General features: G+C 55.1%; 14 protein-coding genes. 5 read left to right on the top strand and 9 right to left on the bottom strand.

Annotation, left to right across the window (positions count from 1 at the left end):
- Window positions 1-116 precede the first annotated feature (116 nt).
- The gene (locus POTG_RS03615) at window positions 117-1,067 is read right to left on the bottom strand and encodes an SMI1/KNR4 family protein (protein ID WP_009223444.1); all 951 of its coding nucleotides are present in this window, start codon (window positions 1,065-1,067) and stop codon (window positions 117-119) included.
- Window positions 1,068-1,164: 97 nt separating this feature from the next.
- Window positions 1,165-2,088 carry a DUF4180 domain-containing protein gene (locus POTG_RS03610; protein WP_009223443.1) on the bottom strand — a complete coding sequence of 308 codons (924 nt, stop codon included), beginning with the start codon at window positions 2,086-2,088 and terminating at the stop codon, window positions 1,165-1,167.
- A 417-nt stretch (window positions 2,089-2,505) separates the two neighbouring features.
- Here POTG_RS03610 and POTG_RS03605 point away from each other — a divergent pair, with 417 nt between their 5' ends.
- Window positions 2,506-3,135, top strand: a complete 630-nt coding sequence (locus tag POTG_RS03605; protein WP_050769687.1) for a TetR/AcrR family transcriptional regulator — start codon at window positions 2,506-2,508, stop codon at window positions 3,133-3,135.
- A 142-nt stretch (window positions 3,136-3,277) separates the two neighbouring features.
- Window positions 3,278-3,559, top strand: coding sequence for a hypothetical protein (locus POTG_RS24200; protein ID WP_198136152.1), 282 nt, complete (start codon window positions 3,278-3,280; stop codon window positions 3,557-3,559).
- On the opposite strand, the gene POTG_RS03595 is transcribed toward POTG_RS24200, so the two are convergent.
- Window positions 3,507-5,453, bottom strand: a complete 1,947-nt coding sequence (locus tag POTG_RS03595; protein ID WP_009223440.1) for a heavy metal translocating P-type ATPase — start codon at window positions 5,451-5,453, stop codon at window positions 3,507-3,509. The two genes, POTG_RS24200 and POTG_RS03595, sit on opposite strands and share 53 nt — an antisense overlap.
- Window positions 5,437-5,676 (bottom strand): heavy-metal-associated domain-containing protein, encoded by a 240-nt coding sequence (locus POTG_RS03590; RefSeq protein WP_009223439.1) that lies wholly within the window; start codon window positions 5,674-5,676, stop codon window positions 5,437-5,439. The genes POTG_RS03595 and POTG_RS03590 overlap by 17 nt, the downstream gene beginning before the upstream one ends.
- A gap of 993 nt (window positions 5,677-6,669) precedes the next feature.
- Between POTG_RS03590 and POTG_RS03585 the strand changes: the two genes are divergently transcribed.
- The 3 genes from POTG_RS03585 to POTG_RS03575 all read left to right on the top strand — a co-directional run bounded on the left by POTG_RS03585 (window position 6,670) and on the right by POTG_RS03575 (window position 13,340).
- The gene (locus POTG_RS03585; RefSeq protein WP_009223438.1) at window positions 6,670-7,923 is read left to right on the top strand and encodes a saccharopine dehydrogenase family protein; all 1,254 of its coding nucleotides are present in this window, start codon (window positions 6,670-6,672) and stop codon (window positions 7,921-7,923) included.
- 1 nt (window position 7,924) lies between these two features.
- The gene (nspC, locus tag POTG_RS03580; RefSeq protein WP_009223437.1) at window positions 7,925-9,052 is read left to right on the top strand and encodes a carboxynorspermidine decarboxylase; all 1,128 of its coding nucleotides are present in this window, start codon (window positions 7,925-7,927) and stop codon (window positions 9,050-9,052) included.
- A 301-nt stretch (window positions 9,053-9,353) separates the two neighbouring features.
- Window positions 9,354-13,340: a carbohydrate-binding protein gene (locus tag POTG_RS03575; protein ID WP_009223436.1), complete on the top strand. Its 3,987-nt coding sequence runs from the start codon at window positions 9,354-9,356 to the stop codon at window positions 13,338-13,340.
- Window positions 13,341-13,447: 107 nt separating this feature from the next.
- Here POTG_RS03575 and POTG_RS03570 read toward each other — a convergent pair whose 3' ends face one another.
- From POTG_RS03570 to POTG_RS03550, 5 genes are all read right to left on the bottom strand, one after another.
- Window positions 13,448-14,119, bottom strand: a complete 672-nt coding sequence (locus POTG_RS03570) for a hypothetical protein (protein WP_009223435.1) — start codon at window positions 14,117-14,119, stop codon at window positions 13,448-13,450.
- A gap of 16 nt (window positions 14,120-14,135) precedes the next feature.
- A complete protein-coding gene (locus tag POTG_RS03565) occupies window positions 14,136-14,816 on the bottom strand; it encodes a GNAT family N-acetyltransferase (RefSeq protein ID WP_009223434.1) in 681 nt (226 codons plus the stop codon).
- A 39-nt stretch (window positions 14,817-14,855) separates the two neighbouring features.
- Window positions 14,856-15,713 carry a carbon-nitrogen hydrolase family protein gene (locus POTG_RS03560; RefSeq protein ID WP_009223433.1) on the bottom strand — a complete coding sequence of 286 codons (858 nt, stop codon included), beginning with the start codon at window positions 15,711-15,713 and terminating at the stop codon, window positions 14,856-14,858.
- Window positions 15,714-15,804: 91 nt separating this feature from the next.
- A complete protein-coding gene (gene sfsA, locus POTG_RS03555; protein WP_009223432.1) occupies window positions 15,805-16,491 on the bottom strand; it encodes a DNA/RNA nuclease SfsA in 687 nt (228 codons plus the stop codon).
- Between the two features lie 22 nt (window positions 16,492-16,513).
- Entirely contained in the window at window positions 16,514-18,115 is a 1,602-nt protein-coding gene (locus tag POTG_RS03550) for a gamma-glutamyltransferase family protein (protein ID WP_036644095.1), read from the bottom strand.
- Window positions 18,116-18,235: the final 120 nt, after the last annotated feature.

Below are 18,235 nucleotides of genomic sequence, written 5' to 3'. Positions count from 1 at the left end.
TGCGAACATCCCCTGCAAGGACATTTAACGTCTCTGGAGTCCGTTAGCTCAGTTGCCCATCCCAAAAAATCCCCCTGACAACACCTCTGTCCGGATTACATACACGAATAACATTTTTACTCTTGCGTTCCGCCCGTCAATCCCCGTACGAACGCCTCGAAGTTCGGCGCGAGAGGAGTGGCCTTCTTGCTGGCCTTCTCAACGTAAACCACCTCCGGCTCGCCAACGTTGGTGGATTCCCGATAATCAAGCATCACGACCCCGGTGTCAGACGGCGTATCGCAGAGGACCACACCGAATTCGGGATATCCTTCCCGCTCGATCGTGGCACGGCTTCCGGCTGCCCCGCACAGGGAGTGCGGTTTTTCCCGTCCGATGCCCATGATTCCTAGAATCTCGATGGTCTCGCCGGTTTGAGTCCGGAAGTATCGGTTCCGAGGGATTCCACCATTATGCACTTTCATCAGGTTCACATAAAAAGCCGGCAACCGGAAAACAAGTGACTCCTCCACAGACTCGACCAGCGCATCTGTAGGTGGCGCCGAGACGTACTTCTCTGCCGCAGGATTGTCATCGTCCCAGAAGCCCTCCGCGTCAAAATCCCCTTCGAAAACGACCGGTTCCGCCGCGATTTGCTCGCCCTCCGAACCCTTAGCTTCCGCCGCTTCAGACGCAGACGACTCCGATGTTGCTTCCTCGTCCCCAGCCTCGCCTGCAGCTGTCTTCTCTTCGATCCAACTCAAGAACTCCAACGTATCCTCGTCTCCCGGCTCCAACCGATCTGCCGTCTCAAACGCGATCCGCGCTTCGTCATACCGATCCAAATAGTAATACGCCAAGCCGATCCGATAATGCCACAACGGGTCATCCTGACCCTCATCAGCAATCTTCAGGAATTGCTCAACCGCCTCTTCGTACCGTTCCAGATTATTCAGCGCACGCCCCAAATGGCTGATCAGCTGATAATCTCTTTCTTCCTCCGGCACGTCCATGACCGCTTGAACGATCTTTTCGTATTCATCCTCTTCATGCCACGTTTGCAGCTGTTCCAATAGCTCTTCTCTCATTGATTGGCCTCCCAAGCGCATTGTCCATAAGAAAATTATACCATTCCCGGGACATGCATCACCAGCGAAGCCCATCGGAGTTGAAATGTTGCCCGTCTTAACTTTCTGCTAACCAATTCTCCGCCTCGGCTTGGCTGGCAAACACCCGAAGAGTATTCCCCCGATGGGACTCTGCGAGCAGGTCCTTCATCCGGCCTTTAATGAGGCTCCCGTCGGCAACCACAAGGGCAGTCCGAAGCGAGAAGTTCACAAATTTCTGCAGAATCTCTCCGGCCAATCCCGTTCTCAAGTTGAAAAAATCCTCGGACAACGCCTCAGCATAAACAATGAGCCGTCCGGCGTTGTGCTCGATGCACGCTTCGATGAGGCGAATCGCGTCCTGCCCGGTGGTGATCGGCGGTTCGGCGGACGTGACGACCACGATGGTTTGGTTATTTTTCTCCACAACTTGATAGTTCACAGGTTTCTCCCCTTTCTGATCCTTTGAATGAATCCCCATGTCCTCGCGAAGTTGGCGGATCCAGTCCAGCTCACTCCGGTATTGCTCCAGAACTCGGCCATGGATTTGATCCCAGAGATAGGCTTCCCGAGAGGTACGGCGTGGTGAAAACTCTCCCCGGCGGAGCTTCTCCTCCTCTGCGGCAAGCTGTAAATATAATTCGTGCTCATACCCCGTAAGGAGGGCGTCCAGTTCGTCTTCCCCCAACGAATCCGCCCAGGCGAGGCGCACGAGGAAGGTATTTTTGAACTCCGGCAGCTCCGGCGGTGACAGTACCCAAGCTTTCAACGCTTCCCGCCCGGCTTCGGTAATCGTATAGATCTTCTTCGATGGAGCACTGTCTTGATGCTGGACTTCATTCGTCACCCAGCCCTCCTCCAGCAGCTCGACTAACGCCTTGTAAATTTGATTGTTATTGCCCGACCAAGGCATAAACGGTGAATCCTGAATGATCTTCTTCAAATCGTAACCGGTCAGAGACCGGGCGCTCAGCATCCCCAAAATCGCGTAATTAATCGACATGTTGCTCACCTCTGTTTTGTTTAACGTATGTTAATAGTAACATATGTTTTCTAAAACGCAATAGTCTAGGGTAAGGCGTAGGGGGAGAAGAAACTGGGAGAGCTAAGAAGACGAAGGGTGCTCCGGTGGCTAGTAGAACTAATTGGTGCGGATGAGCTAAGGGACAGGAGAGCCGCTATTGGAGCAAAATAGGTTGGCTCCTAATACTTAACGGACTCCACAGACCTTATTCAGGTTGGTTTGGCCAAATTCTTGCCTGTACCCGACTCATAAAGGCACTCCGATCCGTTAAAACGGGAAATCGCCGGGAAATTGAGCAATAAGGACATTACGGTCCGTAGCTGAAACGTCGGCTCGATGTCGTAGCCCCGCCATACATTTCTGGATGGGGGACTCCATTTTTGCTATACTAAGACTATGAAAACCACGATAACTACACCTAATCCGGAACCAAAGCTTACGAAAAAAGGGAGAGAAACGCGCAGCCGCATCATCGCTGCCGCTGCTAAACTGATGTTCGAACGCGGGGTCGCGGGGACGAGCGTGGAGGATGTGCAGAAGGAGGCGAAGGTCAGCTCCTCGCAGCTTTATCATTATTTTAAGGAGAAGCGGGATCTGGTGCTGGCCGTCATCCTATACCAGACCGAGCAGGTGTTAGGTGCACAAGAACCCTTGCTCAGCCATCTGGACAGCATGGAAGCCCTGCAGGCCTGGCGTGACGCCGTGATCCAATCGCAGATTGACCGGAAGTTTCAGGGCGGATGCCCCATCGGTTCATTGGCCAGCGAGCTGGCCGATATGGAACCAGCGGCCCGGTCTGCGCTGGCTTCCTGCTTCCTGCAATGGGAGCAGGCGATTAGCCAAGGGCTTCGTGCGATGCGGGATCGCGGTGAAATGCGCGCTGACGCCGATCCGGACCGGCTGGCACTGGCGCTGCTGACGGCGCTGCAAGGCGGACTGCTCATGACGCAGGTTCGCAAAGATATCTGCGCACTAGAGGCCGTGCTCGATGCGATGCTGGAGCATATCCGCTCCCATCTGGTCTAGAAACCACCCAGAAATGAAAATACGATATGAGGTACTCAGAAGGAGGGAAATTCGCCGTTTTCATCCCCCCGCAACCGGCGGAAAGCGCTTGGTTGCGGGGTTTTTGCGTTTTCGGGCCGGGGCTCGCCAACAAAATAAAAAAATGGAGTTGACAATCCAAAAAAATCTAAACCCGCTGGGGGAAACCGTGAACCTCTTCGACAAGCTGTCCCAAGGTCCGGTTGTGCTGACCTTTCAGAACATCTTCCTGAATCAGTTCAATCTGAATCTGGCGGAATATAACGCCACCAACCTTTGGATTCTGCCGATTCCGTCTACGTTTATGATCGACGAGTCCGGCATCATCCGCTCTGCCTATGTCGAACCGTACTTCATGAAACGCCCCGATCCGGAGGATATCCTGGAGCGGTTGAGACAGTTGTAATCATCGCCTTAGGATCGACGTTGCGACGCATGTTCCGGTTGGTCCTGGTGCCCCTCCCTCGCCATGTCAGACGAAGGGCGTTCAGAATCACCAAAATCACGCTGAACTCATGAATAAACATCCCCGAGGCTAAATAAATATGCCTCGTTAATACCCCCGCCAGCAACAGAACCACGACCGTGATGGCAAACGATACGTTTTGCTTCATATTGCGGACCGTACGCTTCGCCAGCTGGCGGGCATATACGAGCTTATCCAGCCGGTCAGCCATAATGACCGCATCCGCAGTCTCTATCGCAATGTCCGTCCCCGCACCTCCCATCGCCAGCCCGATGTCCGCGGCGGCTATAGCCGGCGCGTCGTTGATGCCGTCTCCAAGCATCGTCACACGTCTGCCCTGCCGTTGCCATTCCTGGATCAACGCCACCTTATCTGCCGGAAGAAGCCCGGCGTGCACCTGGTCAATTCCAAGCCGGTCCGCAACCTGCTGAGCGGCATGCCGATTGTCGCCGGTCAGCATCACCACTCGCTTCACGCCTTTCCGCTTAAGCCCTTGGATCGCTTCCTGCGCTTCGGCTCGAACCGGGTCTGCGATGGCGATAACGCCAATCAACATTCCATCAGCAGCGGCGAACACAACCGTATACCCTCGCTTCTCTTGACGTTCTGCCTCGCCCCACACATCCTTGCTTATGGCAACGCCTTGCTGCTCCAACCATTCCCGCTTCCCGACCCGAACCGTCCGTCCGCGAACCTCACCACGAATCCCGCATCCTTTGTGCACTTCCACCTGCTTCGGCCGACCCGCCGGCTCTACATTCCGAGCCTTCGCTGCGTTCACAATCGCTTGTCCAAGCGGATGCTCCGATGCCGCTTCCAATGCAGCCGTCAGCTCCAACAGCTCGCGTTCCTGCACGCCGCCATAGGTGTGTACCGAAACCACGGTTGGTCTCCCCTCCGTTAAAGTCCCGGTTTTGTCGAACACAACCACCTCCGCCCGGGCGAGGTTTTCCAGGACTTCTCCGCCTTTGATCAACAAGCCGTTTGCGGCGCCGTTTCCCAATCCGGCAACCATTGACACCGGTACGGAAATCACCAGAGCCCCCGGACAAGCGATCACCAGAAACGTCAGGGCAAGCTCGGGATTCCGAGAGACGATGAACACCAGAACCGCCAACAGCAACATGCCCGGCGTATAATACGAAGCGAATTTGTCCAAAAACTTTTGCGTCTTCGCCTTGGACTCCTGGGCTTCTTCCACCAGCTCGATGATTTTGGCAAAGGTGGTGTCCTCCCCAACCTGCTCGGCGATGACTTCAAGGTAGCCCGTATCCACGGTTGTTCCGCTAAACACGCGGTCGTGGACCTGCTTGGCAACGGGCACCGGTTCGCCGGTAATCGCCGCCTCGTTAACGAGGGCTTGGCCGGAAGCGACCTGGCCGTCGACCGCGATCTTGCTGCCGGACGACAGAAGCACCCGGTCCCCGCGCACCACTTCGGACGCGAGCACCTTGACCTGAACGCCGTCCCGCAGGACGATGGCTTCCGCCGGGGCCATATCGATCAGGGCTTTCAAGGCGGAGCGCGTCTTGCTCAGCGTGATGGCCTCGAGGTATGCCCCGAGCCGGAATAAGAAGGCCACCGCAGCCGCCTCGACGTATTCGCCGAGGATGATCGCACCAATCATCGCGATCGTCACCAATAGCTCGATGCTGAAGACGCGTATGAGAAGCGAACGAACAGCTCTCACTGCGATCGACCAACCGGATATCGCCGAGGCCAGCAGCAGCGCGGCGCTTCGGGCCACCTCCCATCCCAGGAGGTGGAACAACCCGGCCAGGGCCAGCAGAAGCCCCGACGCCAACAATGCCGCCACTTTACGAGGCTTGGCCATCGCCACGCCCTCCTCCCGCCAGCACTGGATACCCAAGCTTGGCCAGCATGCTCTGAAGCAGCTCCTCCTGCACCAGGCTCTCATCGAACCGGGCCTTTACCTGGCTGGAGTGGAACAACACTTTGACTTCCTGTACCCCCGGCTGTTTCGACAGCGCGCTTTCGATTTTCTTGATGCAGCTTGGGCAGGTTAACTCTTCTACTTTCCATTTGACGGTAATCATTGGACATATCCCCTTTCGGTTATCGATGGCTTCATCGTAACTCGGGAACCAGGGGCATTCCTTGATTCGCGTCAATTTGAGGACGACCTAGAGACCAGAAGACCCCGCGCCAGCCGACCAGCCGCGACGGATTGATCCGGGATGCTAGACCTCGCGATCATTGATCGGGATGCCATCACTCGCAACGGATTTTTTCGAGATGCCTCCTATTGCGACGGATTGATTGGGATTCCGCCTCTCAAGTAAGTGTAACGCTTGTGACAAACGCTATTTGCGCCAAAATAGGCTGTTTCCAAATGTAACGCTTGCCTAGCACTCTATTGGGTCCATTTTCCGTGTTCCGCGGCGTATTTTCCGTCCATAAGCACGCTGACAAGCGTTAGAACGCCAGCCCCCCTGTTTTTCGCCAAATAAGCTTCGTGGTAAGCGTTAGCGTAAACAAGTTCCTCCCTTACCAAAAAAATATTTTAAATTAGCTATTGCCCTCCGAATCAGTTCCTGCTAATATTAAGGAGCATGATTTTTGGAAAGGTTGTATTCAATATATCGCGAGTCTTTCCAAGCAGATAATTTTTTGACCACTTTCCTTCGGGAAAGTTAAGGCCATACGGACAGCCGGGTCAAATGCCGATTGGCAACTTAGTTGCCTTATTGATTGAGTTAAAAGCTCAAATTTTATAAGTTGGTTACTTTACAACCAGTGCATAATGCACATCAACTTGTGAAACGGTCAATAAGAGTGGTAAAGGCGAATTATTTGCTAAATAGACTCTGATCAAACATGATATATTGAATATTAAGAATTCCGGAGCGTGCGTTCGTGCGAAGTCATTTCGTGCGGCGATGAAGACGGGCGTTCGTCCGTTGTGATGGAGCATTTCTTAATATTGACTATATCAGAAGCAAGTGATGCGCAGGTTATGCGTTCAATCACTTGCTTTTTTTACGTTTCACAGCACTTGTCAAATTTTAAAGAAGGTAGGAGATGGACAAATGGGAAAAGCATTAATCATCGGCTGCGGCGGCGTGGCTTCCGTAGCGATCCACAAATGCGTGCAAAACAGCGAGGTATTTGAAGAAATCTGCATCGCCAGCCGCACCAAGTCGAAATGCGATGCGTTGAAAGCGAAGCTGGACGGCGGCAAAACGAAAATCACGACAGCTCAAGTGGACGCCAACAATGTCGACGAGCTGATCGCATTGATCAACGAAGTGAAACCAGACATCGTGATGAACCTGGCTCTGCCGTATCAAGATTTGACGATCATGGAAGCCTGCTTGGCGACCAAGACGCACTATCTGGATACCGCCAACTATGAGCCGGAAGATACCGCGAAATTTGAATACAAATGGCAATGGGAATACCGCGAACGCTTTGAGAAAGCCGGCATCACCGCACTGCTGGGCAGCGGCTTTGACCCTGGCGTAACCGGTGTATTTTCCGCTTATGCGCTGAAACATCATTTTGACGAAATCGAGTACATCGACATCCTCGACTGCAACGCCGGCGACCACGGCTATCCGTTTGCGACGAACTTCAACCCGGAGATCAACATCCGTGAAGTGTCCGCGAAGGGCAGCTACTGGGAGAACGGCCAATGGGTCGAAACTGAGCCGATGGAAATCAAACGCGTCTACAACTTCCCGGAAATCGGGGAGAAAGATATGTACCTGCTGCACCATGAGGAAATCGAGTCCTTGGCCCTCAACATTCCGGGCATCAAACGGATCCGCTTCTTCATGACGTTTGGTCAAAGCTACCTGACCCACCTGAAATGCCTCGAAAACGTCGGCATGACTTCGATTGAGCCGATCGAATTCGAAGGCAAGCAAATCGTGCCGCTGCAGTTCCTGAAAGCCGTCCTGCCGGATCCATCTTCGCTGGGACCGCGCACGAAGGGCAAAACGAACATCGGCTGCATTTTCAAAGGGAAAAAAGACGGCAAAGATAAAATGTACTACCTGTACAATGTCTGCGACCACGAAGAATGCTACAAAGAAGTTGGCTCCCAAGCCGTAGCTTACACGACAGGCGTTCCGGCCATGATCGGCGCAATGATGATCATCAACGGCACTTGGAACAAACCGGGCGTTTACAACATCGAAGAGTTCGATCCAGATCCATTCATGGATGCGCTGAACAAGTGGGGCCTGCCTTGGAAAGAAAGCTTCAATCCGGTACCGGTTGATGCCTATCCGGATGAGGAAGTCGCCGAAGAGCGCAAAGAAACGGAGTACATTAGATAATATGCGCTTCGAGGAACTGCCAACACCTTGTTACGTGGTCGATGAGAAACTTTTGGAGCAAAACCTGAAGATCCTGGCCGGGATTATGGAGCGGACGGGTGCGAAGATTATTTTGGCGCAAAAAGCATTTTCGATGTACACGACCTACCCGCTGATCGGTAAATATTTAAGCGGCACGGCGGCCAGCGGCTTGTATGAAGCTCGGCTCGGCCGCGAAGCGATGGGCAAGGAGAATCACGTCTTTGCCCCAGCCTACCGGGAGGATCAGATCGACGAAATCATCGAGCTTTGCGATCATGTGATCTTCAACTCGTTCTCCCAAGTGGAGAAATATCGCGATCGGGTGCTGGCGGCTGGCAAAAAAGTCGGCTTGCGCATCAACCCGGAATGCTCCACCCAAGTAGGCCACGACATCTATAACCCTTGCGCGTATGGCTCGCGGTTTGGCGTGACGATCGAGCATTTCCGCCCTGAGCTGCTGGATGGCATTTCTGGCTTTCATTTTCATACCTTGTGCCAGCAGAACTCAGACGATTTGGTCACGACGCTGGATGCGGTGGAAGAGAAGTTTGGTCCATGGCTGTCGCAAATGGAATGGATCAATTTCGGCGGCGGCCATCATATCACGCGCGAGGACTACGATATTCCGCTGCTGGAAGCGTGCATTCGGCGGATGCAGGACAAATACGGCTTAGAAGTGTATCTGGAACCGGGCGAAGCGGTGGCGCTGAACGCCGGTTACCTGATCACAACAGTGCTGGATACGATGAAAAACGGCCTGGATATCGCCATCGTTGATGCCTCGGCCTCCTGCCATATGCCAGACGTGCTCGAGATGCCGTACCGTCCGCCGCTGTTTGGATCGGGCGAACCTGGCGAGAAGCCATACACGTACCGGCTGGGCGGACCAACCTGCCTGTCCGGGGACAATATCGGCGACTACTCGTTTGATGAGCCGCTGAAGCCCGGCGACCGTCTGGTGTTCGGCGACATGGCCATCTATTCGATGGTGAAGAACACCACCTTCAACGGCATGCCGTTGCCGGCACTCGTGTTGCAGCACAAGGACGGCGACTGCGAAATTTTGCATGAGTTTGGTTATGAAGATTTCAAAATGCGGTTGGCGTAAGGCGCCTCGATCGCTTAATCGGGGACTGCCCGGTCAGTGGACTGACGGGTGGTCTCTTTTTTTGTCCAAAACCATAATCCTGCACACCATTTCCATAGAAATACACCTTTATTTGGAAACGAATCCTCCTTACGATGGAAGTGCAGTACTTATACCGATCCTTGGGAAGAGGGGGAATGCGCCTTTTTGTGATATCGCTTACATTGGTATATTGAACAGAATTCGTAAACCGTGCCGCGGGGCTCACCACGACAACTCTGCCAGATGTAAGAAAGGGAGAAATCTTGAATCTGAAAGGAGAATGAATGACGTGAAAAGCCAAAGACGCATCATCGCATGGATATGTATCGTCGCTATGTTCGCCGCAACTTTCTTCACTTCAGCGGGGTGGACCGCACCTGTTCAGGCGGCAAGAGAGGCGAACCTGGCTGCGGGCAAACCCGCGACAGAATCTGGGCACGCCGATGTGTATCCCGCCTCCAACGTCACAGATGGCGATGCCAATACGTATTGGGAAAGCACGAATCAAGCTTTTCCCGGGTGGGTGCAAATCGATCTCGGCAGCACGGTTCAAATTGATCAGGTCGTCTTGAAGCTGCCTTCCAGTTGGGAAAGCCGGACACAAACTTTATCCGTGCAAGGCAGCACCAACGGGTCGAGCTTCACCGATCTGAAGGCTTCCGCCAGCTATACCTTTGACCCGGCTTCGGCCAATACGGTGACGATCAACTTTACAGCAGCCAGCGTTCGGTACGTGCGTATTCACATTACGGCCAATACCGTCTGGCCGGCGGGTCAACTCTCCGAAGTGGAGGTGTACGGCGCTGCACCAGCCGCGCCTTCCGTGATTCCGGGCAAGATTGAGGCGGAAAATTACTCCGCGATGAACGGCATTCAGACCGAACCTACCACGGATACGGGCGGCGGCCTGAACGTCGGCTGGATTCATGTCGGAGATTGGCTGGACTATAACGTCAACGTCGTTAGTGCGGGCACCTATACCGTCGAGTACCGGGTTGCGAGCAATGCAAGTACAGGCGAAATCCAGCTGAAGTCCGGTGGAACGACGCTGGCTACAACGACGGTGCCCAACACCGGCGGGTGGCAAAATTGGCAGACCGTGACGGCCACCGTGACGTTAAATGCCGGAACGCAAACTCTTCGCGTCTATGCCAGCGGTTATGATTTTAATATGAACTGGATCCAATTTACCCAGGGAAGCTCCGCAGATACGCAGCCGCCGACGGCTCCGACCAACCTGGCCTTCACTCAACCGACCTCCGGCTCGATCAAGCTGACTTGGAACGCCGCAACGGATAACGTAGGCGTAACCGGGTACGACATCTACGCCAACGGTCAGCTTCGCGACAGCGTCAACGGATCGACGCTGACTTATACAGACTCGCAGCCGGCGAATGTTACCGTCTCTTACTATGTCGTCGCCAAGGATGCGGCCGGTAACGTTTCGCCGCCAAGCAATACCGTGACGCGGAACGGCTCCGGCGGAGAAACCGGAACCAATCTCGCCATCGGCAAGACGATTACCGCGTCCTCCTCAACGTATATTTTTGTTGCCGCCAATGCCAACGATAACGACGTCTCGACCTATTGGGAAGGCAACGGCCATCCGAGCACACTCACCGTGGACCTGGGGGCCAATGCCAACATCACGGCGATTGTCCTGAAACTGAACCCTTCCAGCGAATGGGCAACACGAACGCAAACGATTCAAGTGCTGGGGCATGACCAAAATTCCACCACCTTTACGAACCTGGTCTCCGCCGCTTCCTATACGTTTAATCCTACTACACAGAACACGGTCACCATCCCCATCAGCGCCACGGTAAGCCAAGTGCAGCTGCGGTTTACGGCCAATTCCGGGGCCCCCGGCGGGCAAGTGGCGGAGTTCCAGATCTTTGGAACACCTGCACCCAATCCGGATCTGACCGTAACCAATCTCTCCTGGTCGCCGGCCTCTCCGGATGAGACCCAAGCCGTTACACTCAACGCGGTGGTCCGTAATGCGGGGACCGTGGCATCCGGCACTACGAATGTGAACTTCTACTTAGGAAGCACCCTTGTTGGTACGGCCCCCGTTAGTGCGCTTGCCCCTGGTGCAACGGCGAACGTCTCCACCACAATTGATGCAAAAGACGCTGGTTCTTACGCCGTGATCGCCAAGGTGGATGAGGACAACGCGGTTTTTGAAACCGATGAAGCGAACAACACCTACACGCATCCCACGCCGCTCACGATCAACCAGGTACAAAGCTCCGACCTGATCGCAACCGCGGCTTGGACGCCTTCGAATCCGAGCGCAGGCAATACCGTCACCTTTACCGTGAACCTGAAAAACCAAGGCACGATCGCTTCCGCTGGCGGAGCGCACCCGATCACCTTAGAACTGAAGAACAGCTCGGGGACAACCGTACGAACGCTAAACGGTTCCTATAGCGGGACGCTTGCTCCGGGATCATCCGTCAGTGTGACGATGGGAACGTGGACTGCAGTGGACGGCAGCTACACGGTAACGACAACGGTAGCTGACGATGCCAACGAGGTCGCAGTGAAGCGGAACAACAACAGCAGCACTGTCAGCTTATATTCCGGTCGAGGGGCTAACATGCCATTTACCGTGCTGGAGGCCGAAGCTCCTTCGAACAGCACCAATGGAACGCGGCTGGCGCCGAACTTTACGCCGGGTGATTTTGCCGGTGAAGCCTCCGGACGTTCGGCCGTTTATCTGGATGCCACAGGCGAGTACGTGGAGTTTACGCTGACCCAGCCGGCCAATGCGTTTGTGCTCCGGAATGCCGTAGCTGAGAATACCAACGGTACGATCAGTATCTATGTGAACGGCGTGGATAAAGGCAATTTTACCGTGACTTCCAAATTCTCTTACGTGTACGCCACACCTTCCACGCTTGGAGAACTAGGGTACAATAACTCCGGCTCTAAGGCTTACTGGCTGTACGAAGACTCCCAGCTCTTGCTCGACCAAGTCTATCCGGCTGGCACGAAAATCCGAATCCAGAAGGATGCTGGGGACGTTCCCTGGATTTACGTAGATATGATCGAGACGGAGAACGTAGCGCCGCCAGCCTCAAATCCGGATCCTAGCAAATATGTTGAAGTTTCGACGACGAAATCGATTGAACAAGCGCTGAACGAGTTCCGCCAGGATCCGTCCAAGAAAGGGATTTTCATTCCGGCTGGGGAGTGGACGATTTCGTCGAAGATTTTCCTGTACGGCCGGGCAACGGAAATCATTGGAGCCGGTCCTTGGCACACCAAGCTGGTTGCACCGCAAAATCAAACGAACACCGACGTTGGGTTTAACATCAGCTCCACCGCAAACGGATCCACCATCAAGGACTTGTCCGCCTGGGGGAACTACGTCTACCGTCAGGACGGTCCAGGCAAGTTCATTGACGGGAACGGCATGCAGAACGTCAGCATTGAGAACATTTGGGCCGAGCATTTCGTTTGCCTGTATTGGGGCGTGAACTCTTCCTACAATACCTTCAAGAATAACCGGATTAAAAATATGTTCGCCGACGGCATCAACATGACCAACGGCTCTTCCTACAACGTGATCGACAACAACTATGCCCGCGGTACGGGCGACGACGCATTTGCATTGTTTAGCGCAATTGACGCCGGCGGCTCGTACAATGTGGGGAACAAGTACACGAACCTCACCGCCGTCAACGTACGCCGGGCTGCCGCCTTCGCCGTCTACGGCGGCCAGAACAACCTGTTCCAGAACCTGTATGGCGCGGATACGCTCACTTACCCCGGCGTCACCATCAGCAGCTTAAGCTTCGGCTATAATACGCTGGGCTTCGGAGACCAAGATACCGTCATCGACGGCGTCACGCTGGACCGTACCGGCGGTGATTTCTGGACCAGCGTCGGAGCGGACGACAAGATTAACGATTATCAGAACTTCGGGGCGATCTGGTTCTTCGGCGGAGACCGGGATTTCAAGAATATCCTGGTGAAAAACGTGGACATCAATAATCCGGTGTACTTCGGCTTGATGTTCCAATCCAAATCGCCGGAGAATCTGCCGATGCAGAACGTACGGCTAGAAAACATCACGATCAACAACCCAACCCGCTACGGGATTAAGCTGGTCGTGAGAGCGGAACAAGGCCAAGGACCTGTTGTTGGCGAAGCCCGCTTCACCAATGTTAGGGTCAACAATCCGGGAATCACGGCCATCTATGGCGAGAACCAGACGCCGAATTTCAATGTGATTCGGGTTTCGGGCAATAACTGGTGATCCCAAAAAAGCACACAAAGGCGGTACCTGTCCAATGACGGGTGCCGCCTCTGTGCTGAAGGAACGGGATAATTATGAAAAAGTCGATCAGGAGAGAGATTCCTGACTTAAATCGGCAGCAGCTTCATGCGATCCTGCGCTTTCAGGCCTTCCACCATGTCGTACCACGCTTGCGGCTTGTTCGGCAGCACCGTGTAATACCGCTCCAGGAATTGCACGATCAGCGCCGTTTCCAGGCTGTCATCGTTGCCGTCCATCGGCAGGAAGCAAAGATCCAGCCCGCTGACCGCTTCTCCGTCATTGTTCCAGGACGGATGCACGTACGGAAAGTCCAGGCGCATGTACCCGAGGTGGGACAACACTTCGCGGCGTACGTATGGATCCATCGGCTTCACGCCGCCGAATTCGTGATGCTCCACCCGGTAAGGATTGTAGATTTCCGCGAACATCCCGCGCAGCTTCTTCCCGTTCGCCTCCGCCAAAGCGTGCAAATCGCGCAGCCGGCGATCCGCCAGGAACCGACCAATGCCAAGCCCGGCTTGGCCGATAATCGTGAAGTCGGTCATCGCCACGTTGAAGTCCTCATAATAACGGTACTCCGTCGCCCCAACAACCTGACCTTCGTGCACCGCGACGAAGACGCGAATGCCGGGGTCTTCCAGCGGCTCTTTCCATAGATCAAATTCCAGCACTTCCTCCGGCGGGAATACGTTTTGCATCAGCTGATGCATCGATTTGAACAAAGGATCCTGAATATTCGTGATTCGGATATATTCCATAACCTTATAACGCCTCCTATTCAAAATTGCGCTGGAGAAACGGATTTCTCCATTCCATCAATGCGGCGTAATTCCGCGATTCCTCATCTTCCAGATAATCACGCACGACCGTGACCGGCGTACGGCCGCAGCGCAGCAGGAAGGTGATCACCGGATCCTTCAGCTCACCTCTCACAACGGCGTTCAGATATTGCTCTGCCGTCATTTCCGCCGCGTACTTATGGTAGCCCGGCATTCTGCCGCCGCCCAGCAAACGCTGGAGGCCTTGGTGCACCACCAGCTCATACATGGACAACATCAGCCATTTGCCTAGGCCCCATTGCCGGTAGGACGGCCGGACGCTGATATCCACGACGTACAGCGTGTTCCCATCGGGGCGGTGGTTGCGGATGTACCCGTTATCGGTGATGTCCGCCCAAGAATGCTCCGGCTTGCCGGGGTCGAAATCGACCTTAAGCCCGGTCATGGAGCCTGCCAGCTCCCCGTTGACTTCGACGCATAACGCGCCTTCCGGGAACAACCGCACATGGTTGCTTAGCTGTTCCTCGTTCCACCATAATTCCGAAGGAAAAGGAGGCGGGAAGCTCTCCTGCTGAATGCGGATCAACCCCGGAAAATCCTTCTCTTCGTAGTTCCGAATCACGGCCGGCACCGGCCGACCCTGATCATTAAACACGTACCATTCTTTACGATACATCGCGTCTCTCCTCCATGGGCAGCCTGCGTTCTGCTTGGTTTAGTTCCAGTCGGTGTACAGATCGGTCCGACGATCTCGCCAGGTGGTGACGGAGCCTTTCTCCCGAACCTGATAGAGCAGCTCCAAATCCAGATCGGCGGTAACGATCATATCGTCATTGATCTCGCCTTCCACCAAAATGCCGCGCGGCGGAAACGGTACGTCGTTTGGCGTGATGACCGCCGCCTGCCCGAAGTTGCCCCGCATGAAGTCCACCGTCGGCAGCGATCCGACCGTCCCCGTGGTGACGATGTACACCTGGTTCTCGACCGCTCTCGCATGGCAGCAGTAACGAACTCGATGGAAGCCATGGCGGTCGTCCGTGCAGGATGGACAGAAAATGACGTCCGCACCTTTCGCTTTGGCCATCCGGACGATCTCCGGAAACTCGATGTCATAACAAGTCAACATGGCGATTTTGCCCTTGTCGGTTTCAAACACTTCCAGGCCGTCGCCCGGCGTCATGTTCCATTCCGTCACTTCGGTAGGCGTAATGTGCAGCTTGGCTTGCTCCGCGATTCGCCCATCGGGATAAAACAGATGCGCCACGTTGTACAACCGGTCGCCTTTGCGCAGCACATGCGTGCCGCCGATGATATGCATTCCGGTCTGCCGAGCCAATCCGCTAAACAGAGTGCGGTATTGCTCTGTAAAATCCGGCAGCTCCTGGATGGTCAACGCTCTGCCGTCCGGCGAGCCGATCGACATCAGCTGCGTGGTAAAAAACTCGGGGAACAGCACGAAATCCGAGCTGAACTCCTCCGCGGTTTTGATATAGTGTTCGGCCTGACGGGCGAACTCGTCAAAGCTGCCAATCGTATGCAGATGATATTGGACAGCGGATACTCTTAATTTCATGGGGCTCCCCTTCCTTTTCTTGTTCCGTCTTCGTAAATTTCATCATAAAGTCAGCAAGAATGCAACTCCGTCGCCCTGCCGTGAACCCATCTCATAGATGAACCGGGAGACCGCCTCCCAACACGATCTCTTGTTCCGTCACGACGGATTCATAAGCCAAAATCCGCACCCCTTGCCGGGAGGCCTCTTCCAAGGCGTCCGCAAAGGCCGGATCCATGTCCCGGTAAGGCGTAAATTCGCGGCATCCCTGCATTTGCACCACAAAAAGCACCGTCCCGGTGTATCCTTCCTGAACGGCCTTAGCCAACTCCAACACATGTTTGGTTCCCCGCGCCGTTGGGGCATCTGGGAACATAGCGATACATTCCTGCTGGAGCGTGACGCCTTTGACCTCGATGAACCCTCGTTCCTCGTCTTTTTCGTAGTAGAGATCAAACCGGGAATCGCCGTAGGTGACTTCCCGCTTCACGCAACTGACCAGCCCGATCTCCGCGATCCGCCCTGCCTTCAATGCCTCGAACGCTACCGGATTTGGCGCTTGCGAATCGACGTTCACCCAGCCTCCGTCCTTGGCAGCCGCAATCAAGGAATATTTCGTCTTCCGCTCGGGCCGATCAGAAACCTCCAGCAGAACCTCTGTATCCGTTAGCAGGAGCTCCTTCAGCCGACCGGTATTTTTCACATGCACCTGTTCCAAGGCACCGTCCACCACAACCTCGGCGATAAACCGGTTCACCCGCCGCTGGAGCTGTCCGTGTACGATGCTCCCATACTTCATCTCTCTTCACTTCCCTTAGGGATTACCAAGCCGCGATCATGCCGTCCGTTCGGGATTCCGTCCCGCCGGCCAGCACGCCGGTTTGCGGATCCCGCCAAATGATTTGGCCGCGTCCGAAGCCTCCTCCGTCCGGCATCACTTCGATGGCATGCCCCTTTTGCCGGAGCGCCTCGATGAGCTCGCCCGGAAACTCCGGCTCTACCTGCACCTTCTTGCCGCCAACCCATTGCCAACGCGGGACATCCAGTGCCGCTTGAGGATTCAGCCGGTAATCCACCGTATTCATGATAACCTGCATATGGCCTTGTGGCTGCATGTAGCCGCCCATCACCCCAAACGGTCCGACCGCTTCTCCATCCTTGGTCAGAAACCCGGGGATGATCGTGTGATACGTCCGTTTCCCCGGCTTCACGAAGTTTGGATGCCGTTCATCCAACGAGAAGTCGGCCCCGCGATTTTGCAGACTAATTCCCGTCCCGGGGATCACGATACCCGAGCCAAAACCCATATAGTTGCTTTGAATATAGGACACCATATTGCCTTCCTCATCAGCCGCAGCCAAATAGACGGTCCCGCCCTTCGGCAGATCCATGGGTTTCGGGTCAAGCGCCGTGTCGCAGATCTCTTGGATCCGTAACGAGGCGTATTCCCGGGACAACAGATATTCGGTCGAGACCGGCATATCCGCCGGCTCCGTGATCCAGGCCTGGCCATCCGTAAACGCGAGCTTGAGCGCCTCGATCTGACGATGCACTGCCTCCGCGGAGAGCCACTCGGGCTGCCCCAGCTGCTCATAGATATTTAAGGCCATCAACGCGACCATCCCCTGCCCGTTCGGCGGAATCTCCCAAACCTCATAGCCCCGGTAATTCGCCGAAATCGGTTCAACCCACTCCGGCCGGTAGGCAGACAAATCGGATTTTCTTAAAAAACCGCCATGCTCTACCATAAAGTCGTCGATCCGCTGGGCCAGCTCCCCTTCGTAAAAATCCCGCGCCTCACTGGCAGCAATCCGGCGCAAACTCTCCGCATGACCTTTCGAACTCCACACTTCCCCAATCTCAGGGGCGCGGCCTTGCGGAGCGAAGGTGTGGAACCAGGCTTCGAACTCCGGTCCCTCCTGTTTGCGGTACGCCTGGTAAGCCCGCGCCCAATATTTGCCCAAGATCGGCGTCAGGGGGTACCCTTCCTCGGCATACCGGATCGCCGGCTTCAAGCTCTCCGTCAAAGGACGTCTGCCGAACTTCTCGGCCAGCTCCGCCCAAGCCGCGGGGACTCCGGGGACCGTGATCGGCACCAGCCCCAGCTTGGGCATTTGCTCATGTCCCCGCCGCTTCACGGCCTCGGCCGTCAGCAGGGCCGGCGCCGGCCCGGAGGCGTTCAAGCCGTGGAGCTTCCCCTTCGTCCAGACGAGGGCAAACGCATCCCCGCCAATCCCGTTGGAGGTCGGTTCGACGACCGTCAGCGCCGCCGCAGCCGCAATCGCGGCATCAATGGCGTTCCCCCCTTGCTGCAGGATCTCAAGCCCGGCCTGTGTCGCCAATGGCTGGGACGTAGCTACCATTCCTTTTTTCGCGAATACGGTATAACGCTTGGACGCAAACGGGTGATGCAAGTAATCCATTGACCTCACTCCTTTGGCTTAGGGTTCATGCAGAAGTGTCTAGGTGCAATGTAGTCTTATCTCATGCTGGTATAATAACATAGAACATTTCGCAGGAATAGAACGGTACAAAAAAGACCC

Origin of the sequence: Paenibacillus sp. oral taxon 786 str. D14 (assembly GCF_000159955.1) — a bacterium.
Lineage (GTDB): Bacteria > Bacillota > Bacilli > Paenibacillales > Paenibacillaceae > Fontibacillus > Fontibacillus phoenicis.
This window is presented reverse-complemented; position numbering and strand designations above follow the sequence as displayed.

Coding starts and splice junctions, on each gene's coding strand:
- sfsA (WP_009223432.1), bottom strand. CDS start 16,491: ATGAAGTATGGGAGCATCGTACACGGACAGCTCCAGCGGCGGGTGAAC.
- POTG_RS03605 (WP_050769687.1), top strand. CDS start 2,506: ATGAAAACCACGATAACTACACCTAATCCGGAACCAAAGCTTACGAAA.
- POTG_RS03610 (WP_009223443.1), bottom strand. CDS start 2,088: ATGTCGATTAATTACGCGATTTTGGGGATGCTGAGCGCCCGGTCTCTG.
- nspC (WP_009223437.1), top strand. CDS start 7,925: ATGCGCTTCGAGGAACTGCCAACACCTTGTTACGTGGTCGATGAGAAA.
- POTG_RS24200 (WP_198136152.1), top strand. CDS start 3,278: ATGGAGTTGACAATCCAAAAAAATCTAAACCCGCTGGGGGAAACCGTG.
- POTG_RS03565 (WP_009223434.1), bottom strand. CDS start 14,816: ATGTATCGTAAAGAATGGTACGTGTTTAATGATCAGGGTCGGCCGGTG.
- POTG_RS03615 (WP_009223444.1), bottom strand. CDS start 1,067: ATGAGAGAAGAGCTATTGGAACAGCTGCAAACGTGGCATGAAGAGGAT.
- POTG_RS03550 (WP_036644095.1), bottom strand. CDS start 18,115: ATGGATTACTTGCATCACCCGTTTGCGTCCAAGCGTTATACCGTATTC.
- POTG_RS03590 (WP_009223439.1), bottom strand. CDS start 5,676: ATGATTACCGTCAAATGGAAAGTAGAAGAGTTAACCTGCCCAAGCTGC.
- POTG_RS03585 (WP_009223438.1), top strand. CDS start 6,670: ATGGGAAAAGCATTAATCATCGGCTGCGGCGGCGTGGCTTCCGTAGCG.
- POTG_RS03575 (WP_009223436.1), top strand. CDS start 9,354: ATGAATGACGTGAAAAGCCAAAGACGCATCATCGCATGGATATGTATC.
- POTG_RS03560 (WP_009223433.1), bottom strand. CDS start 15,713: ATGAAATTAAGAGTATCCGCTGTCCAATATCATCTGCATACGATTGGC.
- POTG_RS03570 (WP_009223435.1), bottom strand. CDS start 14,119: ATGGAATATATCCGAATCACGAATATTCAGGATCCTTTGTTCAAATCG.
- POTG_RS03595 (WP_009223440.1), bottom strand. CDS start 5,453: ATGGCCAAGCCTCGTAAAGTGGCGGCATTGTTGGCGTCGGGGCTTCTG.